The organism is Psychrobacter sp. UBA6739, assembly GCF_002453835.1.
Lineage (GTDB): Bacteria > Pseudomonadota > Gammaproteobacteria > Pseudomonadales > Moraxellaceae > Psychrobacter > Psychrobacter immobilis_A.
The window spans coordinates 19,755-40,179 of the sequence record NZ_DKHR01000060.1 but is presented as its reverse complement, the minus strand read 5'-3'; the positions used below and the strand labels follow the sequence as shown (position 1 = coordinate 40,179).

The window sequence follows — 20,425 nt, the reverse complement described above, 5'->3', positions numbered from 1 at the left end:
GTGCTGCACGATATCAATCAAGCCGCGCAGTTCGCCGATACCGTGGTCACTATGAAAGAGGGTCAGGTAATGGCTGTCGGTCAACCTGCAGAGGTCATCACCCAAACAACCATGAAGGATCTGTATAACGTCGATGTTACCGTGCTCCGTCATCAAGGTCGCCCAGTGATTGTCGATAGCTTATAACCTGCTGTCTAATAAATTAAAAAGATGAATCCATATAAGAAATGCTGTTCATAAAATATAGGTAATATTTTAATAGAAATGACTGTTAACTATTTTTTCAACCAAATTCAATTAAGAACTACAAGATGATGGCTATGTGTTATCTGTTTTAATGATTGTTTGTAAGATCATAAGTAAGATTGGTTGTACAAATCAAAAGGTCTGAACAATTAGTTCAGACCTTTTTGCGTCCTAAAGAAAATACTATATCTAAAGATTAGAAATCAAAACTAACATCAAACACATAAGCACGGCCTGGCTCATTAAAGGTTCGAGCACCCGCATTGGTACCCGTGCCTTCGCGCTTAATTTGCTTATCAAATAGGTTTTTGATCCCTGCTCCAACGGTAACACTGTCGGTTAGATTATAGCGAGTGCTGATATTTGCCAGCGCATAAGGCTTACGGTCTAACTTTAAGGTACTCAGTTCATCACCAGTAGTAACCGAAATTTCAGGTGCATCAATGGTGCCATAATAGCTGACGCCTAAGTCGGCATTCCAGCGAGGGGTAATGTCCCAGTTAACATTGGAATTTACAGTAAATTTAGGAATTATCGATAGCGGCTCACCCGTATCTTTACGTTCTGAACGCAGATTTCCCGTAACGTTGGTGTACCAAGAGAGTGCGTCAGTCACTGGAACTGTGACAAAGCCTTCAAGACCTTCAATGATGGCTTCACCTTGGTTCTCCCACTGGAAGATAGAACGGTTAGTCGCCGAATCTACTGCTACCCGGTCTACACCCGCACCAATACGGTTATCATAGGCATTATGATAATACGTCAAGCCCGCATTCAGCCCTGTGCCATCATCATAGGTAAAAGTCAGCTCTTTGTTCCAAGAAGTTTCATGCTCAAGATCAGGGTTGCCCAGCACTTGACAGCCCCGTTGATCTTCAGGCACCCAAGAAGGACAGCCATTACCCTTGGTGTAATAGATGTAGTTAGGATCTAATAAGTAGAGCTCAGGCGCCTTAAAAGCGCGACTAATGCCGGTTTTAACTGACCAGTTAGGGCTAAAATCCCACGTGGTATTGATACTTGGTGACCAATTACTCCCTGCTTCACTGTGATAATCAAAACGTAACCCTGGCGTTACATACCAATCTGGAGTGATTTGGTAGTTATCTTCTACATAAGCACCGACGAGGTAAGCATCTGATTTTGGATCACGCTTAGCAGGGTCAGTTTCGACATCGCCGAAGTCAAAACCATCATCAAAGGTTAAGTCAGACACTAAAGGATTGGTCAGTTTTTCACCACGGAACTCAGCGCCTGCAGTCAACGTATGACGATCAAAGAATATATCCCACTCTGACTTGGCGTTTAGTGTGTCATAGGTCGCCTCGTTCCAGTTATAGTCCTCGCCTGCGGCTGGTGGTTTAATTTGACCTTCACCTCCACCAGCCGTGCCTTCAGCCAAACGCTCATTATTGGTACGGCTAAACTCTAAGTAGCTGTTGCTACGGGTATTGTCATAATCACCACGGTGCGTGATGGCAGCACCATAGCGTCGCATCTTATTGGTAGATTCTCCAGCTAAGGTTTCGACCAAATCATTATTGACATTTTGAAATTGTGAGTCGCCCGCCCAGCGATTATCCTGGGTACTATAGTTGACTTCAAAACCTACCGTGTTCATCGCATCCATAGCGTATTCAAAGAGCTGGCGGACATCTATATTCTCTACGCCTTCAACCCCAGCTGCAATAGAAGCGACTGGTCCGTCACGCCCATCTACAATTTGGGCGTCTTCGGCATTGATATAAGGGTCATCGCCTTCACTATCGTGGTAACCAAGCGTAGTACGGAAGGACAGCTTGTCGCTTAAAGAACCAGCCATATTGATATTGGTGCGCCAGTCTTTACCTTCCAAGTCACTCTCTGGGGACTCGTAGTGACCAGTGACCGAAAATTCTTTTTTAGTAGGCGCTTTAGTGATGATGTTGACTACCCCGCCCATACTACCAGAACCATAGCGAGCCGCGGCTGGACCACGCAATACTTCGATTCGTTCAATAGCGCTCGGCGGCACCCATTGCGAGTCTCCACGGGTATCTTGCTCGCTAGCCCTACCAGGGCGAACGGCATTGCGAGAAGTAACAGGACGGCCGTCGATTAAAATCAGCGTGTTATTCGGGCCCATACCACGTAGGTCAATCTGGCGCTGATTACCGCGCTGACCAGAAGTAGACGAGCCAGATAGGTTAACCCCAGGCATTTTGCGCACGATCTCTGCAATATCATTGGAAACAGAAGCTTTTTTGATAGCCTCTTCACTAATCACTGAAAGCCCAGCTGCTTGTTCGAGCTCCTCTCTTGCCGCCTTAACAACAATGGTATCTAGCTCAACAGAAGGCATCGCCTGCTGTTCATCAACTTCTTGCGCTGCTATTTGTGGTACGTTGCGGCTATCTATCTCAGCAGCGAATGCAGTTGTACTCAAAATAGAGGCGATAGCAATGCCAAGCAAAGCTTTGCCAGTCGCTAAGCGTAACGGCTTTGGTAGGTAAAGAGCATTTATAGAAGCAGAAGAAATTGGTAATGTTGGCATAGATGAAAATCCTAGAAATATTTAGTGTTTACCAATACTTTGCAAATTTTCTGATAGAGCAAATTCGCTATAACATTATGGGTAAGCGCTAGAAAAGCATGCAAAAGTGGTTATTTTTTAATTTTATAACAACAGAATAAATGAAGCATTGATATCGATAAGACCTTGAAAATAGAGCACGCAAAGAACTGATCGATGCTTATTAATAAAGAGTGCACACTTTAGCAACATTATAAAAATAATGCAAATACTAATNNATTAGTATTTGCATTATTTTTATATGCACTAAGTCAGTTAACCACTACACCTATCTTCATATCATGTAGCTAAAGTTTCCCAAATTGAGGTCTACGGATTTAACGGGATAGGTCACTTGTCGCGCCTCTTCTATATTTCTAAAATGCGTATTTCTTAAATAATAAGTGGGGATTTTTTTGTCTAATTTTCTAGAATTATAGTCATACTTATTATTCGTAAGTTTACATCGCATCTACATAATTAAGAGTAATAAGCGTTCTGTTGAAATATATAACGCTAAAATCAACCAGACTAAGGTGCTTAATTTTTTAGGTATCAAAAGTTTTTAGGCATGAAAAAGCCAAGACAAGCTTGGCTATTCTCATATATCATAAAGTCACTTGATTAGCATATCATAAGTTTATCTTGATAATTTTTACTGCATAAATTACCGCTCTAACGATCAAACCCAACCCGCTTCCAAAAGCTGCTCAGTATTACTTATTTTGAATTCATGATATAGATTAAAAAATACTGCGGGGTCTTCAATGTTATCGAGCAACTCGCGTTTATTGAGCGCCACAAACATCGCAAGTGCATAAGCCGCACAATGGATAGACTTTTTAGGATTAAACTCACGATCCGTAAAGGCTTGATATTGCATAACTTCTTCATGCAAATGCGGGTTTTGCTTTAGGGCATTCACATAGAGCCAATCATAAAATGTGGTTAATGGCTCTACGCTCCACTCCATGCCAAAATAATTATAGCCAATCAGTTCACCCGAGGTCATTAAGCGCTCGTCCTTTCTGGCTTGTCTTGGCGGCGCACTTAACAAGTCAGTATAGGGACCACCATCCTCAAAAACCATACTGCTTTGAAAGGCATTTTCGACACTGTACTGCTGCCCATCTTGTTCATTTGTTAGCTTCAAGCTTAATGGACTCAGCGGAAAACTCAATTTATTACCAGACTTGCTCGATAGCTCAAGGACGTGACTAAAGCCATACTTTTTGCGAATGACTTGATGCATATCATTAATGGATTTTTTCTTTTGGCGACTGGCAAACCCCACATGCCGCTCAAACCTAACCATATCTGTTTTTACCAGATTGTCACTGTTGGTTCTCGGCATAAATACGGGTCTGTGTTCTATAATATCTTGTCTTTGATCCACAGAATTCTGTGTTTGTTGCATAGCAATGTGCCTTATATCAATAGTCTTTTATAGCTAATCTTATATAAATATTCTTTTACAACGGCTCTTATAAAAATTGACGTTAAAACGTATTGTCCTGACATCAATTTTATGGATAGCTACCTACTCAGCTGCATCTAATAACTTGTTAAGCGCCTCTACCATGGCATCATCTATGATACTGTCTTCCACATAGCTTATTATCTCGTCTATGGTGGTCAAATCCATTTCTCGAATACCCAAACTGGCTAGCTGCTCATTGATCGAGTCTAAACTGTCATTATCTTCAGTGTCGTCTAATAGATTTTCTTCAAATCTTCCTCTAACGAACCAGTACATTTTTTCTAGCACGGTTTCTTTTTTGGTTAAAGTAGAATAACCGTCACCATAAATAAACAAGTTGAAATAATAAGGTATCTCTACCTCATTAATGAAAAAAGTACGCTTACATTCTAGTGTATAGGCTTGAATCTCTTTGTCTTCAACGGATAGGTCTTCAGTGGCTTGGTCATCTTTATTGTTTTCATCACTGTCTTCATCGTATTCAATTGCTTCCTCTATCAATCCACCTAATATTTGATAGTCGCCCACTTTGATTTTATGGTTGTAAATGATAGAGGCGTCTGCGATTGCGTCGAAAATAATGGCACTGACATCTAACGTATGATCGTCAATATCATAAAAACTCTTTAGCGCGGGTAAAAACTCGGTCAGCTTTTCTTCAGGTACTGGTATCAAAAACTGCTGCTCATATATTTTAATCATGTCTTCAGGCGCATAAGTGTTGGCAGTATCGGTCTCGTTTCTACCAGTCGACTGTAAAGGTGCAAAATTATACGGGTTATAAGGATTAGTATCGGTCATTGGGGACGGCCTTTTTATTTGGGTATGCTGTGTTAAATGTTAATGCTACCAATTGATGAGTGATGTATCACATCCTACTCACACTGCGGCAGATCATACTCGATGCTATCAACCATCTCATGACGCTGTTCAATGATAAGTTGATAACCGTTAATCACGCCATTATACGGCAAGTGACCGTTATATTCTGCATAATGCGCAGCCAGACATTGTTGAATCACCAACTCACGCTTTGCCGCATTCATTTTGGCAATATTTTGCGGTAAATACGCAACAGCTTTACTGCTAGCCACGCCGCGCGACATCCAGTTAGCGCCCTCACTCCATGTAAAGTCGATGACCGCTCGCAATTGATATTGCGGTAGCGGATAAGGATAATGCGCCAAGTCATATTGGATTTGCGCAATATCCTCTGCAAAGGTGTCGTACTTTATATCGAGCACGGATAATAGTGCTTTTAAGAATTCATGAGCAGTAAAGTAGCTATCAATATCTGTCGCATTAAGTCCTAGTATGTCGCTAGACAATACATGGCGCAGACGATCACAGGCGGATATGATGTGTTTTGGCGGATAACCCATGGCTTGGACAATATCTTGCGAACGTCGTTCACATTTCTCTATTTGGCTAACCGCCTCTTTTGCCAAAGGATGCCGCGGCGTATAACGATGAGTATATTTGGAAGGCGTGAGATTTTGGCTATTGATATGAGACATCAGTGACTCCTGAACTCCGACAACAATAAATAAAATAAGCCCAAATAGGCAAGTCAAATCAGGCATGGATAACCTTGTCGGAGTACAGGCTCATGCGCTTTACCAGAGTGGTTTTATATCGTGCTGGAAGTTGCAATGTTTGCTAAGTGATGATTGAAAAACTTGGCAAACCGTTAAACCCACGATAGTTTTTGGGGCTGTCCTAGATAACTAGTTTAGTTCTTTATAATGGTAATTAATAAGGCCTTACTGCAAGGCTGATGGTATTTAATCTTCCCCATGATATGTCGCGTCATCCATCCAGATAATGGGGTCTTCGCACAGATGAAGCAAGTGATACCAAATATCTTCGCTACGGGCGATACGGTGATGACCACGTTCAAAATACTCCACTTCCCAGCTATCAGGTAAGTTGACCAACGTACGTCTGGCGACGGCGACATCTAAGCATTCATCATCAACCTCAACCATGACTACTACCATCTCAGTATCCGAGGTCGGAAATGACAGTTTCATATCAGCCACGTCTGGTATGCGATCGGCTAAAACCTCATTGGGATAAATGCAAGGTGCTATTAATAGCGCACGCAAATTGTATTTGTGGGCGAAATGATTGGCGAACCAGCCACCAAGTGAATGCCCTGCCAAGACCACTCGCGGATAATGCTTCATTTTTTCTAAAATTAACGCCTCATAAATATCGAAAATCTCGTTGAAATTATCTCGATAATTGACGGTTTGGCAGGTTTTGGGCTCACGGCTAATACAAGTATATTTACTGGTCTCATTACTCGAATCAAGACCGTGAAAGAATAGTAAAAATGTGTCATTATTTTCAATGGGAAACATCATAGTGCTCTCCTTTTAAGGATTTTTTATTTATTAGCATTACTTTTATACTTTAACCATAGACCATAAATGCGCTCAGCGACATCCATAGGAATCCTCGTATATCCAGCACCAAATGACACGTCATAGACCGCAGTCATCATCGCGAGAACCTCATCGGCGCTATCAGCACCCTCCTCAATCAGCATGTTAGCGATTTGCTCTGCCTCACTGCTGTACTCATCCCAAGTATCATTGTAATAACATCCCACAATACCAAAGTCATAACGATAGATCATATCGGTGATAGACCTCATTAAGCTTGCACTCGCGTGGTCATAATGTTCCGCCCATTGCTGGTATAACTGCTGACGTATGGGCAATACGCAAGGTAAAATAGGACGATCTTTAGGATCATTTCGTTTGTCTGCACTCACAACAGATAAGGGTTTGGCGCCACCTTCCCATAGCAATGGACAAGACGAAAACATGCCTTTTTCGCACACATTCAAACGCCATATTCCCCACATCTCCTTGCTGGCACGACTCATGGTATAGACAATAATTTGATTGAGATAATCACTATCATAGATGATATGTTGACGATCAATTCTCACGCCTTGCTTGGGCAAAACATCGGTATAAGTGAGGGATATATCACGTTCACTTGGTTCGGCAGCAACCACTACCTCAGGACAATCTGAATCTCTCTTCATCAGCTCATAGGGAGCAACAAAGCTCAATGTCTCATCGCTATTATTCACAAAGTAGATATCATCTTCATAGTTATTGATAGACTCGTTATGCAGATAAAACAACGGTATCTTTGGTTTAGTTTGTACCTTATCTTGAATGGCTTTAGGCAGTTTTGATCCACTTGACCAATTTAAATTATCGATACGTTTTTGCTCAAAAGTGTTAGTTGTGTTCATCATAGTATGGTCCTCATTTTTTAATTTATTTTGAATATCAGTAGCTTGTAGTATTTTTAATTTTGGGTGATTCTCAGAGCAAATTTAAGTCAGCCGAGCGTGTCCGCCGCTTTTAGAGCAACGTTAAAAAGTAAAATGAGTGTTTCAATGATGATTTTAGAAGTTATTTAAACTTATTTTTAACAATATGAAATCTGTGCCATCATTGATATGACAGCTATGATTTATGAGTAGCTTGGGTTTAGTTGATTAGAAAAATAATGATTAATGCCAGCCAGAGTGTTGATAATTAACAGCAATAGCGAAGTTATAGGGGGAAGCGTTGCGCCTCGAGGGTTAACTCTATGTTGCTGTTTTCCTGACTGAATTACGTCCTAACTCAGTAACTATAATATAAAAATTGAGAAAAATAAAGCGTCTAATTAAAGCGGGCGACAACTGCTGTCGCTCAGCGGTATCGAATACTTAAGTTAAAAATATAATTTGGATTGAAGCATAGTATAACTTGATCACTAAAGCGCTTATATTAAAAACCGTCTAAATTTATAACCTACTCAAGCTTATAGGCGAGACTATAAATTTTATAGATAGTGCACCTGCAATAAATAGACGACCCTTTAAAACTCACTATTATTGACTGCTCAATATCACTTATTTAGCGCAATCGCAGCCGACTTCAACCAAGCAGCTGCTTTACCTAGAGGACGCTGCTTGTGCCATACAATTTCTAAAGCCACTGGCCAATCATGATCGTTAAAGTCCAATATTGGCTCGACTAAAAAACCATTATCCAAGGCACTGGCTACCACATGTTCAGGCACGAATGCCCAGCCTAGATTGCGCTGTACCAGCTCAACGATAACCCACTGGCTCTCGACCCACCAGACATCAGATGCTATTCGCAACCGTGCTTTTTCTTCACTATGATTGCGTGTTGCCACCATCAATTGCCGATAGCGTTTCAACTCCTCCCACCCCACTGGCTGACGGGCTAGCTCATGGTTCGGCGCGCACACCATTTTCATCGACACCCAACCAAGCCCATGAAAATTCAGCGCTGAAGGTAGTATCTCTTGACGCCACATAATGCCTAAATCGGCGCGATCTTCTAACACCAAGCGGCTGACATCTTCCATCAGCGGAAACAATAGTTCCAGCTCCACACTAGGAAATCGGCGTGAAAACTCTTCCATCAAGCCGCCCAACGTTGCTTCGGGATACAGCTCATCAACCGCCAGTACCAATCGGCTCTCTACTCCTTCGCCCAGACTTTTGGCCACCCCGCGAAAATGCTCACAACGCTCTAGTATCACTCGCGCCTCTACCAGTAAGCGCTCTCCAGCTGGCGTTAGGACTGGATAGCGTCCACTGCGGACAAATAAGCTGTTGTCCAAATCAATTTCTAAATTTGACACCGCCGTGCTAATAGCAGACTGCGCCTTGCCTAGATAACGGGCGGCGGCTGAGAAAGAACCGGTCTCTACCGTGGCGACAAAGGCTTGCAGTTGCTCTAATGAAAGGCTCATCTATCTAAAAATCCTATAGGTTCTAACTTGGTTATAATAGTTTAACAGATACAATAGGCGCGAAAATAACTGATTCAACTAGGAAGCTTCATGCGCACCGTGAAAGATCGTATTCGTCATACTTTGGGTTTTGAGATAATAGGTTTAATTATATTTGTACCGTTGGCAAGCTGGTTATTTGGCTTTGATATTCAGTCGATAGGTCTTATCGCCGTGGCTGCTTCGATTATCGCGACGTTGTGGAACTATTTTTATAACCTGTTATTTGACCACAGTATGCTGAAGCTACGTGGCAATGTACATAAGACGGTTCCACTACGGATGTTGCATGCCTTTTTATTTGAAGGTGGTTTGCTGTTATTATTCCTACCAATAATTGCGTGGCACTTAGGCATCAGCCTTTGGCAAGCCTTTCTCATGGATATTACAATGGCTACTTTTTACTTGGTACATGCTTTTGTTTATAACTGGATTTATGACAATGTGTTTCCTATTCCAGCAAACCATCTGCTATCTCAACGTAATGATGTGGTCGCCTAATAGCAATGAGCCGTGCTAAAGATTTATAGTCAATCCTATGTAAATCAGATACGGTGTCAGGCTCGCTTAGTCTACTATTTGTAGTACTTTCGCTTGCCTTCCTTGTATCCAAATTATATTGAACCGACTATATCAACATAAAAACAACTTGGTATTTGAATGGTTACTGGCGCTTGTATCGCTATCATTGCTTTGTAATAATGCCTGCATCTGCTAGCGTCTCATGTCAGTTATTGGGGCAGCAAGCACAATAATTTTGAGATAAATGTCTCTATATAATAATTGAAGCAATAAAGGACTTTATATGAAAAATATGACCAAGGTAATGATGGTAAGCGTTTTAGCAGTGGGAACATTGGCAGCAGGTTGTCAAACCACATCTACGCCAAGTGCACCCGTTACCCAGCCTATTACCTCGGATGCCTTACAAGCCTATCATTGGCAACTCGTGGATGCCAAAAACACCAAGGGCGAGACCATTACTCCATTATTCTTTAATCCAGGCGAACCATTAACCCTCGATTTTGTGACGGCGAATGGGAGCAATATCGTTACTTTGATGAATACTTGTAACAATATGAGTGCTGAATATAAGGTAGCAAATGGCGAGGTAACATTGGGTCCAGTAAGAAGCACAAGAATGGCTTGCCCTGCCCCACAAGCCAGCTTTGATAGCGCCGTACTAGCAACCGTAAATGGTAAATATAGCATGAGCAAAAATGCCAATAACGTGCCTGTATTGACCATTAGCAATGCGAACCAAGTAGCGAATTTTAAAGCGGTTGCTAAATAATCATTGTCGTATAGAGTGCTAAACTAGCCACTCAATAAAAAAGCCTCACTTATTAATAGTGAGGCTTTTTTTGTCTATATTTATTGTCTGAATACTGAATTTAGGCTTAGCGCAGAACTAAATCCTCAGTAAATAATCCGATTATTTAGAAAATATAGTGTGCCCATAATAAATACGGAATTAATGAACATACGATGAAAAGTTAAAAATACTACTTAAACCTATTTGCTAGCCATATGACCAGCTCACGAGCTGGCGCATTATCCAACGCTTGAGGGAATTGGGCATACGTCATAACACAGTCATTCAGATCCGTCAGCATATGCAACAGCAAGCCCAAACCTATGACTCTATATGGCTTAGGCAGCACTAACATAGCCACATATACTGCCATTGCATAATAACTGTGCAGCGGGTGAAAGTTAATACTACAGCGATTGGGAGAGAAGATAGGCGTTGCTAGCAGATGATCCAAATCAACCAACATAGTGGCGAGCAGTATCAGATAAACCTTTTTATAATCATTGCGGAAAAACACATAGGCACCCATTAAAGGCATGCCGAAGTGAAAAAAGTAGTGAATTAAGGTTTGCGTCATTGACCTTTTGCCTATCTCATCGTGACCGTTCGTTTTCTAAGTTTATTCTACCTAAAAAACAGTGCATTGGATTCAACCGTGTTCAAACAAACCTCATGTGCCAACGCAACAAATGCCTTAGTAGCAGCGCTCTGATACGCGCCTTTTCGTTGTAGTAATACCGCTGTACGCTGGAGCAAAGACGGCGCTAAGGTAATCGCCACCAGCTCATCATAATTATGAGCGATGTTGGAAGGTAATAAGGTGGTCAGTTGGGTATGGCGAGCCATTTCGATCACTGCGCTGAGCGAGTTTGCCTCCATCAGTACGTTTGGCGCAATGTCATGCTGGCGACAATAATGCTCAATCTGTTCGCGCGTGGCAAATTCGCGGCTCAGCAATACCAGTGACTGCGCGTGTAGCGTTGGCAAGTCAATCGCCATTTGCTTAGCAAGAGGGTTATGTTTACTAACAACCAGTGCAAGCGTCTCTATCAGCAAGGTTTGTGTATCAATATCGGCAGACTGCACATCTTCAAAAGCAATACCCACATCAAACTCATCATCGAGTATTTGCTTTTCCATCTGCTCCTGTGACATCTCCTGCACGCTTAGCGTAAGGCTCGGATAACGAGTATGAAACGCTTTGATTAAAGGTCCAAGCAAATACGTGGTAAAGGTAGGCGTAATTGCAATCCGCAACGCACCGCGACTGAGATCCTGTACGTCGTGAATGGCGCGCCGTCCTTCCTCCAAATCCTGCAAGGCTCTATGGGCATAGCACGCATAGACGTCACCGGCATCGGTCAATGTGACACGGCGACCAGAGCGATCAAATAAAATCGCGCCTAGACCTTCTTCCAACTGCTTAATCTGCTGCGATAACGCTGGCTGTGAGACGTACAAAGACGCTGCTGCTTGGGTAAAGCTTTGGTGCTCTGCCACTGCCAAGAAATACTTAATGTGCCGAAGAATCATGGGTCATCTCGTGTGGATTAGGGATTGATAAAAGTTTGGTCATAAGTAATTATTATCGATATCATAACATACTAGTATTTTACCTTATAACGATAGTGACGTATCATTCCTTTTATCGACTTCACAGAGGCCAACGCGATGAAAGATATTATTGAAGGTTTTCTAAAATTTCACAGTGACGCCTATCCTAAGCGCGCCGATTTATTCAAAAATTTGGCGACCAAACAAAACCCGCGCACGCTGTTTATTTCTTGTTCAGACAGCCGCTTAGTGCCTGAGCTCGTTACCCAACACGAACCCGGTGGTCTGTTTGTGATTCGCAATGCGGGTAATATCGTCCCATCTTATGGTCCTGAGCCTGGCGGTGTATCGGCGTCAGTTGAGTATGCTGTTACCGCTTTAAAAGTCACGGATGTGGTGATTTGCGGGCACTCAGACTGCGGCGCGATGACTGCGATTGCCAACTGCACCTGCATGGATCATATGCCAGCGGTAGGCAGCTGGCTACGCTATGCTGACTCAGCACGGGTGGTCAATGAAGTCCGTAAACATGCCAGTGATAGCGAGCGGGTCGCTTCTATGGTTCGTGAAAATGTCATCGCCCAAATCGAAAATATCAAAACCCATCCGTCTATACGTTTGGCGCTAAGAGAAAATCGTTTGGCACTACATGGCTGGGTTTACGATATCGAGTCCGGTGACATCGATGCCTTAGATGGCGTGACCAATGAATTTGTCTCATTGGCCACGCACACTGAGGTTCGCGCTTATCCGCTATCACCACTTGCAGTCGCCGTTTAGTGTTACATAACTGTCATTATCAATGACTATGCATAATCGAAAAATCAATTAATCCAAATGATTCATAAGCATCATTAACCCAATAACCACCACCAACCTCAAAAGGTATTATTATGATTCAGTCTCAAGTAAGCAACACCGCACGCCAAACATTAACGGACACCATCATTGCTGCCAAAGCGGCAAAGAATCTGTCATTTGAGCAAATCGCTTCAGGAACTAATCTGAGTGATGTCTTTGTCACTGCCGCTTTGCTAGGTCAGCATCCGCTACCTGCTGATGCCGCCCAAAAAGTTGGTGAAACTTTAGGACTTGATGAGGACGCCATCGCGTTACTACAATGCATTCCATCACGAGGCAGCGTTGGTAGTGAGATTCCTACTGATCCGACAATCTACCGTTTTTATGAGATGATGCAGGTATATGGCACCACGCTAAAAGCTTTGGTTCATGAGCAATTTGGTGATGGTATCATCAGTGCCATTAATTTCAAAATGGATATCAAAAAAGTGGCTGACCCTGAAGGTGGTGATCGCGCAGTGATTACTCTAGATGGTAAGTTCCTACCGTTCAAACCTTTTTAAATGACGTTTTAAATAGCAGTTTTATCAGCGGTTTTTAAAAGTAGCATTTATTGAAAAAGTCGGCGTTCCGCATATAGTGACGTCGGCTTTTTTGGCGACTCAGGCGGTGATTTTTTGGTACTGCCTTTCTTAATACGGATTTTACATTATTCATGAGTACTGATCATATCTCCTCCACGGCGCGTTCGTCGATACTGACCTTGTTGTTTCCTATGCTGGTGATTGCTGGGTTGGCGATGACGCTGCGCCCAACGATTACCTCTACAGGTCCGTTGCTGACAGAAATTCGCCTAAGCACAGGTATGGGTTTGCAAGCCGCCTCTTTATTGGTGGTGCTGCCGATGCTGTGTATGGGTATATTTCCGCTACTGTTGCCTTGGATTGGGCGACGATTTAGTGAAAGCGCGTGGATCACAGGCGGTCTGTTTGCGATTGCCTTAGCGGGTTTATGGCGCTTGTGGTTAGATACTGGAGGGACGCTGATAGCCAGTGCCTTAGTAGGCGGCACGGGTATCGCCATCGTGCAAGCAATGGCACCTGGTGTGGTCAAGCGTTGGTATCCTGCACGCGTACCACTTGCTATGGGCGTTTACTCTGCTGCACTGATGACTGGTGGCGGGGTTGCCGCTATCTTGAGTCCGGTGGTCGCTCAACATTACGGCAGTTGGCAATCCGGTTTGGGTATCTGGCTGGTAGTGCCAGTTTTTGCCATCGTGCTGTGGTGGCGACGCCCCTCTGAGCAGATGGAAAATCGAGACGACGGGGTAAAAATCAACTTTTTTGGCAATCGCCGTGCTTGGCTGCTAGCAAGTTATTTTGGTCTGGCAAACGCTGGATATGCTTGTATGATTGCATGGTTGCCAAGCTATGCGCAGACTTTGGGCTGGAGCGCGCAAAATAGTGGCGAGCTGATCGGTATCATGACGATTTTTCAGGTCAGTGGTGCGCTGGTTATTCCAATGTTGTCCGCCCATCGTCTCGACCGCCGACCTTGGTTGTTTTTTGCCGTAGGGATACAAATCGCTGGATTTATAGGTTTGATTACCATGCCGACAGCTTTGCTTATCTTATGGATTGCCTTGATTGGCTGTGGTCTTGGTGCCTGCTTTTCATTGACACTGACCGTCGCGTTAGATCATTTGTCCAAACCCAAACTCGCTGGGGCACTGGCAGCATTTGTCCAAGGCATCGGCTTTATTATTACCGCCATCGCGCCTTATATCGCAGGTGTGCTACGCGAGTCGACTGGCAGTTTTCAAGCGGTTTGGTGGATGCTATTGATCAGCCTTATCGGTATGCTGTTTGTCACCATCAAGTTTGCCCCAGCAAGTTATCATCAGGCAATTAACTTATCTAAGCTTTGATTCAGGCGTATTGAATCACGTCATGCGATATTCAAAACAACCTTAAGAATTAACTATGAAAGGACTGATTATGAAAAAACTCGTTATCTATGCCGCGCTTGCAACTTCACTGTTGTCCATCTCCGCGTGTGCCAACACTTCGCACTCACAGTATCAAGTGCAAGCGATCAAACCAAACGTAGTGACCCAAGGAGCAGAGATGGCAACCATTCCATTATTGACTGGTGAGATGGCACAAAACATGGTGAATGCCGCCGCATTAGAAGCCAAAAACAACAATTTGATGGTATCTGTCACCGTCGTTGACGCCTCTGGACAAACCTTAGCAGTGCTCAGAGATCACCGCGCTGGCGTGCATACCGTGCGTGCCAGTTATAAAAAAGCCTATACCGCAAACTCACAAAAAAGAGAAACGGCGGTCATCGCCAAAGGCATCAAAGACGGCACGATTCCTGAAGACCTACGCTATCTGGATGAAAACATCCTTATCTTAGATGGCGGCGTACCCATTTATATCGATGGTATCGTAGTTGGTGGTATCGGGGTGGGCGGCGCACATGGCAGCGAAGATGTACACATCGCCAAAGCAGGTCTAAAAGCATTAGAGCAGCATTAGAGTGGGCTAAAATTTCAAGACAAATATTCCACACATTATGCTGTTCGAAAATTGATAAGCCTGTCTGTCCTTATATTTATCGTTACTTCTATGAAAGAAGAAGGAGAGAAACCATGTAATGATTCCTCTCCTTCTAAAATGTGCCATTAAAGTAGCCCATGTCTTAATCTAGCCATTTTTAGCCCATATAGATGCCTCAATTAAATTGAGGACATACTCTAGATTAATGACGCCAGATCCGTAAGCTTCTCAAGCACGATATCTGGTGAATATTTCTCCAGTTGCACATGGGTTTGAGCACCAGTGAGCACCCCAATACATAGACCACAATGGGCATTTTTGCCTTCTTCGATATCGATGCCGCTGTCCCCTGCTTTCAATACCTGTTGCGAATGCTCAATCCCAAACTTGTCCATAGCAAGGGTAATCATATCTGGCGCAGGACGACCATTGTGCACATCATCTGCTGTAATCAAAGCATCAATATCACGACCCACTGACCACCCTAAAATAGTTAATATCTTATTGGCAGTCTGAATATCGTAGCCCGTATTTAGCACGACTTTTCTACCCGACTGCTTTAACTGAGTGAAAAAATCTAGCATACCATCGAAGGTTGCTACCGTGTCCTTGGTATAGGCTGATGCCAACGCTGATTTAAAGGTATTAAAGGCAGCATCCGTCCATTTTTCACTATCAGCGGTCGCGGTATTGTCATGTTTGCATACTTCATTGAGTATATCGCTAATGGCTTGTCGCTTTTCTTTGCCAGCCCCAAACTCTAAACATACCTCTAGATTAACCTGAATGTCTGTTTGACCAACCTGTTGTAGGGTGTGATTGATCGCATCACATACGGTCTTATAAACCAAATTGTTTTCATTGACGGTCGTGCCTGCCATATCAAAGACACACAGTTTGATCGCGTCGAATGGCGCTTTGATACGATGAATATCTGTATTCATTATTTTGACTCCAATACTAAATTAATTAACTCTTCACCAAAGGCAAATCCCGTTGATGCGCCTGTGCCGCTTGTGATGGTACCGATGGCAACACCTGATTCTGGTGATGCTTTAAACACGACATTGTCGGCACTTGGATAGACCCCTAACCAGTGCTGAGTGATGTCTACCTCACCGATGTCCATGACTTTTTTGAACTCGTTGATGATTAAGTTATCTGAATAAGTGTCTCTAAAGGGTAGCTCTTTATCACAGTAATCATGACTGTCACCAATGATAAGTGAGCCATCCGCTGATTGAACAACGATTAAATGTACGCCAGCCTTGCGCTCAGCAGCTTGGGTGGTATCAAGTAAACTGATAAGCGCACGGGCTTCTGGTAGCTGGGCAAACCCATCATAACGAGCAAAACTCAGATCTGACATGACAGCAGCATTTAGTTTGAATGCTTGCCTTGGCATCACGCGCATCATATTGAGGGTACAGAGTTTGGCATCAGACTGCGCTAAAGTATCAGGATATAAGCCATGTAAATCTGCCCCAGGACAGATCACACAATGCGCTGTCTGTAGCGCCCCTCGACTGGTATGAACAGTGGGCAAGTCAACCGCCTGAACCGTGGTTTTGTTATAAAAATCCACGCCATGCACCTGTGCTAACCAGTCCGCCAATTTGCCAATCGCGGTATTTGACTCGACTCTCAGCTCGTGCGGGCTATATAAAACGCCCAAACCTGTTTTAAGATAAGGCGTCTGCTCCTGTATTTCTGATTGGCTCAATAAGCGACAGGACTCGCCCATTTCAGTCTTCAAAAACGCGTCGGCAACGCTCATCGCTTCAGGGCGCTGAACCAGCATGTGCAGACCAGTATGCTCAACCTTGATACCGGCTTTTGGCGCGATGTCTGCCCAGATATTGCGTGAGTGCATGGCACGTTGCCAATGCTCACCGCTACGCTGACCACTAACCGTCACAAAGCCAAAGTTACGAATCGAGGCATCTTTATTCTGTGCTTCACGCTCTACCAACGCCACTTTCAGCCCTTTTTTTACGGCAGCATAAGCGCTGGCAAGACCAACGATACCTCCCCCAACGACGACCACATCATACTGTTTATCTGATAACTTACTTGTCCCTGTCATAGCTTTTTTCTTCTTTATGATTGATTACAAATGATACTCAATTTATGTTTTAGCGGCTTAATCCTTGTTTTAAGGATTTCACTAGCCGATGAAATAATGCATTTGAACAATGACTACTCATCACGGCTTTTATGGATTCATTTACGATTCAGTTTGTCCATGGAAAAACGCTCTGTGCTTATCTAGCAGCTCAGCCGTCAATGGCTCGCCGTACGTTTTGCTGTTTTTTATTTGATTGTCAGGAGCGACTGTTTCACCGTCATAAATCACATTTGGGTATATCGTTAATAATTTTGGACGCGCATTTTTAACAATGATTTCAGCCATTTTCATCGCATTTGGATTGATGTTCTCGCCTTTATCAATAACGGCTACCGATTCCGTTAGCGTATAATTTCCCTCGCTTGGGTCAACATAATCAATGGGCAAGCCTTGTGCTTTGTTTGCGATTGCTTGATGACGCAAGCCAAAACCAATCGGTACCTCACCTGCCATCACTTTTTTGATCGGACCTGAGCCTGACAACTCCAAGTTTGGACCCGCATTGGTGCGGATATCGTTCATAATTTTCTGCCCTTCAGCGCCCATTCCATAAGTAGCGGTGACGTCTTGAATAAAGAGCCAACCTGTCGATGAGCCATTAGGATCCACCATCGCAATTTTATTTTTGTAGATCGGGTTTGCCAAATCCTTGGCACTGGTTGGTCTGGGCAGATTTTGCGCCGCCATCTCTTTTGTGTTTAAAATAATAGCGCCCGTAAAACCCAGTATTGGTGCATAGTAATTTGGGACCGCCACTTGCGGGTCAACGTCAAAGGTCAATTCTTTAAACATAGGATGCTTGGCTTGGGCACTTTCTAAGTAGAACGAGCTCATCGTCACCATATCCGCCTCTGTATTATCGCCTTCTGCCAGCAAACGCCCACCCAACTCCCCTGTCCCAAAAGACTGAAAGACATACTGACCCTCATAGCCTGCTTCGTCTAAAACCTCTTGGATGACCTCGACCGCTTCTTCGTCGGCATTGCTATAAATGACCACTTCTTCGATAGTACTAGAAGCACCTCCTTCCGACTCAGGCGAACTACAACCTGCCAAGACAATCCCGCACGCGAAACTTGCCACTAACGTTTTAAATAAAAACATTATTTGTCCTATTATTTGTTGATGTTTTAATAATGAAAAAGTTGTTGCTTAAAATATAAAACGAAAATAAATCTTATCAATGCGCTTGACCGATGAGTAAGACTAAGAAGACGTTGATATCACCATTGACTTAGGTTTTTTCTTGGTTTTTATTGCCGCTCTACCAGAGAGCCGTTTGCTATAAATATGACGGACAATAGCAAACAACATCAGTGCGCCAATATTGGTCAGCAATATCATCAGCGACAAGATAAAAATCTCATCGAAGCGCGCAAAGTGCTGTAGCTCGACTATCTTGGTGGTGAGTACCATGGTTTTGGCACCTGAAATAAAGATAACCGCGCTAATCGTCACCATGGCACTGATAAAATAGAATGAAGCGACTTCAATCAGCGTAAAAAACGAATTGGGCACGACGATGCGGCGTAACGATGCAAACCATGAGTCACCCAACAGACCAGCCGTCGTCTCCCAGCCCAAATTCATTTTAGACAGTGCGTTTTTACTCATCAAATAAGGCGTGGCAAAGTAATGAATGATGTTGCTAATCACGATGATAAAAATAGTATTGGCGACCGCCGACCCCGAAAACACCATCAAATAGGCAATACCAACGACCATTCCAGGCACCGTATTGGTCACCAATGCTGAGCTTTCAATACTGAATTTTCCCAGTTTAAACAGGCTTGAGCGCTCGTATAGCAAGGCTGAAAAATACGTAATCAAGGTGCCAAACACCGCCGTTAATACCGCCACAAGTAATGAGTTTTTATAGACCCGCATCAGATTGGCAGACTCTAAAGCCTCGCTGACAATCTCGGTGGTGAAGACCATCTGATAAGGCCATGATTTAATCCATGGGATGATGAATATCACGGCGAATACCAGTAACAGTGAGGCTAAAATCACACTCGATAACACCGCCAAAACACGGTCTTTGATTTTTGAGGTGGGCAGATCAATCATTTCAACTGAGTCATAGCGCACATTGAAGCGTGCCACGTACCATAGTATGGCGATGCTTAGGATGGATGGCACCAGCATAAATAACGCAACCACTGCCCCCTTTTCGAATGACGGTGACGCGCCTAAGATTTGGGTATAAAGCTCAGTGGCGATGACGCTATATTGCCCCCCAATCGACGCTGGAATACCAAAGTCTGTAAAGGCTAAAAAGAAACATTGAATCATCGCTGCTGCAAAGGTGCCGATTAGAGGGCGCACCACAGTCATGTCAAACTGGCGATAAGGAGAGTCTCCCATCAACTCTGATACAACGACAAACTTTTTGTCCAAATATTGGAACGTATTGTTCAATAATAAAAAAGCAATGGGCAAGGTATAAATGGTATAACCAAGCCACATGCCATAAAAGCCATATATGTCCTCAAACAGCTGAAAGCCAAGAATCTGAGTCAGCAAGCCTTGTTTGCCAAAGGTATAAATAATGGCAAAGCCATAGGTTACGGTTGGCAACAACATAGGAAATAATGCCGCCAGCTTAATAAATTGTTTAAAACCTTTGGGCAAATTGCTCCAATGCACGGTATAAGCCAAAATAAAGCCCAAAAACGTCGCGCTAAGCGCACTCATCGCCGCCACAAAAAAGCTGTTTTGCATGGTCTGCAAAAAGCCATCACTGCTCAAAATACTGGTGTAGTTTTCTAGCCCTAATGCATCACCGACATTCAAAGACAGTGCCAGCAGCTTGACTAATGGCACAAACATAAACATGACGAATAAAACAGCAACGAATAGCCAAATTGCTTTTACGAGGGGTGAATTGCTCAATTTCATAAATATCCAAGACGATCAAATGGTCAAATACGGTCATTCACGG

General features: G+C 43.4%; 19 protein-coding genes and 1 pseudogene. 7 read left to right on the top strand and 13 right to left on the bottom strand.

What is annotated here, in order from left to right:
• A pseudogene (locus tag B2575_RS13065) lies at positions 1 to 186 on the top strand (iron ABC transporter ATP-binding protein); the annotation flags it as partial.
• A 256-nt stretch (positions 187 to 442) separates the two neighbouring features.
• Here B2575_RS13065 and B2575_RS13060 read toward each other — a convergent pair.
• The 7 genes from B2575_RS13060 to B2575_RS13030 all read right to left on the bottom strand — a co-directional run bounded on the left by B2575_RS13060 (position 443) and on the right by B2575_RS13030 (position 9,080).
• A complete protein-coding gene (locus B2575_RS13060; protein WP_296242565.1) occupies positions 443 to 2,779 on the bottom strand; it encodes a FepA family TonB-dependent siderophore receptor in 2,337 nt (778 codons plus the stop codon).
• A gap of 700 nt (positions 2,780 to 3,479) precedes the next feature.
• Positions 3,480 to 4,214 (bottom strand): DarT1-associated NADAR antitoxin family protein, encoded by a 735-nt coding sequence (locus B2575_RS13055; RefSeq protein ID WP_372815263.1) that lies wholly within the window; start codon positions 4,212 to 4,214, stop codon positions 3,480 to 3,482.
• Between the two features lie 123 nt (positions 4,215 to 4,337).
• On the bottom strand, positions 4,338 to 5,078 hold the full coding sequence (locus B2575_RS13050) for a hypothetical protein (protein WP_296242562.1): 741 nt from the start codon (positions 5,076 to 5,078) through the stop codon (positions 4,338 to 4,340).
• A gap of 74 nt (positions 5,079 to 5,152) precedes the next feature.
• Positions 5,153 to 5,794, bottom strand: coding sequence for a hypothetical protein (locus tag B2575_RS13045; RefSeq protein WP_109590773.1), 642 nt, complete (start codon positions 5,792 to 5,794; stop codon positions 5,153 to 5,155).
• 267 nt (positions 5,795 to 6,061) lie between these two features.
• The gene (locus B2575_RS13040) at positions 6,062 to 6,646 is read right to left on the bottom strand and encodes an alpha/beta hydrolase family protein (RefSeq protein WP_296242559.1); all 585 of its coding nucleotides are present in this window, start codon (positions 6,644 to 6,646) and stop codon (positions 6,062 to 6,064) included.
• A 23-nt stretch (positions 6,647 to 6,669) separates the two neighbouring features.
• A complete protein-coding gene (locus B2575_RS13035; protein ID WP_296242557.1) occupies positions 6,670 to 7,557 on the bottom strand; it encodes a hypothetical protein in 888 nt (295 codons plus the stop codon).
• Positions 7,558 to 8,201: 644 nt separating this feature from the next.
• Entirely contained in the window at positions 8,202 to 9,080 is an 879-nt protein-coding gene (locus B2575_RS13030; protein ID WP_087816195.1) for a LysR family transcriptional regulator, read from the bottom strand.
• A gap of 90 nt (positions 9,081 to 9,170) precedes the next feature.
• Between B2575_RS13030 and B2575_RS13025 the strand changes: the two genes are divergently transcribed.
• Positions 9,171 to 9,620, top strand: a complete 450-nt coding sequence (locus B2575_RS13025) for a PACE efflux transporter (RefSeq protein ID WP_045445595.1) — start codon at positions 9,171 to 9,173, stop codon at positions 9,618 to 9,620.
• A gap of 304 nt (positions 9,621 to 9,924) precedes the next feature.
• Complete coding sequence (locus B2575_RS13020; RefSeq protein ID WP_198330872.1) at positions 9,925 to 10,413, top strand: META domain-containing protein; 489 nt, start codon at positions 9,925 to 9,927, stop codon at positions 10,411 to 10,413.
• Between the two features lie 211 nt (positions 10,414 to 10,624).
• On the opposite strand, the gene B2575_RS13015 is transcribed toward B2575_RS13020, so the two are convergent.
• A complete protein-coding gene (locus B2575_RS13015; RefSeq protein ID WP_198330893.1) occupies positions 10,625 to 11,011 on the bottom strand; it encodes a DUF6122 family protein in 387 nt (128 codons plus the stop codon).
• Positions 11,012 to 11,058: 47 nt separating this feature from the next.
• A complete protein-coding gene (gene cynR, locus B2575_RS13010; protein ID WP_296242553.1) occupies positions 11,059 to 11,967 on the bottom strand; it encodes a transcriptional regulator CynR in 909 nt (302 codons plus the stop codon).
• Between the two features lie 138 nt (positions 11,968 to 12,105).
• Here cynR and B2575_RS13005 point away from each other — a divergent pair, with 138 nt between their 5' ends.
• From B2575_RS13005 to B2575_RS12990, 4 genes are all read left to right on the top strand, one after another.
• A complete protein-coding gene (locus B2575_RS13005; protein WP_087816203.1) occupies positions 12,106 to 12,768 on the top strand; it encodes a carbonic anhydrase in 663 nt (220 codons plus the stop codon).
• 113 nt (positions 12,769 to 12,881) lie between these two features.
• The gene (cynS, locus tag B2575_RS13000; RefSeq protein ID WP_055123970.1) at positions 12,882 to 13,352 is read left to right on the top strand and encodes a cyanase; all 471 of its coding nucleotides are present in this window, start codon (positions 12,882 to 12,884) and stop codon (positions 13,350 to 13,352) included.
• A gap of 152 nt (positions 13,353 to 13,504) precedes the next feature.
• Positions 13,505 to 14,716 (top strand): CynX/NimT family MFS transporter, encoded by a 1,212-nt coding sequence (locus B2575_RS12995; RefSeq protein WP_296242548.1) that lies wholly within the window; start codon positions 13,505 to 13,507, stop codon positions 14,714 to 14,716.
• A 70-nt stretch (positions 14,717 to 14,786) separates the two neighbouring features.
• Positions 14,787 to 15,332: a GlcG/HbpS family heme-binding protein gene (locus tag B2575_RS12990; RefSeq protein ID WP_296242546.1), complete on the top strand. Its 546-nt coding sequence runs from the start codon at positions 14,787 to 14,789 to the stop codon at positions 15,330 to 15,332.
• A gap of 218 nt (positions 15,333 to 15,550) precedes the next feature.
• On the opposite strand, the gene B2575_RS12985 is transcribed toward B2575_RS12990, so the two are convergent.
• From B2575_RS12985 to B2575_RS12970, 4 genes are all read right to left on the bottom strand, one after another.
• Positions 15,551 to 16,297 carry an HAD family hydrolase gene (locus B2575_RS12985; RefSeq protein WP_296242544.1) on the bottom strand — a complete coding sequence of 249 codons (747 nt, stop codon included), beginning with the start codon at positions 16,295 to 16,297 and terminating at the stop codon, positions 15,551 to 15,553.
• Complete coding sequence (locus B2575_RS12980; protein WP_296242542.1) at positions 16,297 to 17,439, bottom strand: TIGR03364 family FAD-dependent oxidoreductase; 1,143 nt, start codon at positions 17,437 to 17,439, stop codon at positions 16,297 to 16,299. Before B2575_RS12980 ends, B2575_RS12985 begins: the two co-directional genes overlap by 1 nt.
• A 141-nt stretch (positions 17,440 to 17,580) precedes the next feature.
• Positions 17,581 to 18,585 (bottom strand): ABC transporter substrate-binding protein, encoded by a 1,005-nt coding sequence (locus tag B2575_RS12975; RefSeq protein WP_201502238.1) that lies wholly within the window; start codon positions 18,583 to 18,585, stop codon positions 17,581 to 17,583.
• A gap of 102 nt (positions 18,586 to 18,687) precedes the next feature.
• Positions 18,688 to 20,382 (bottom strand): iron ABC transporter permease, encoded by a 1,695-nt coding sequence (locus B2575_RS12970; protein WP_296242539.1) that lies wholly within the window; start codon positions 20,380 to 20,382, stop codon positions 18,688 to 18,690.
• Positions 20,383 to 20,425: the final 43 nt, after the last annotated feature.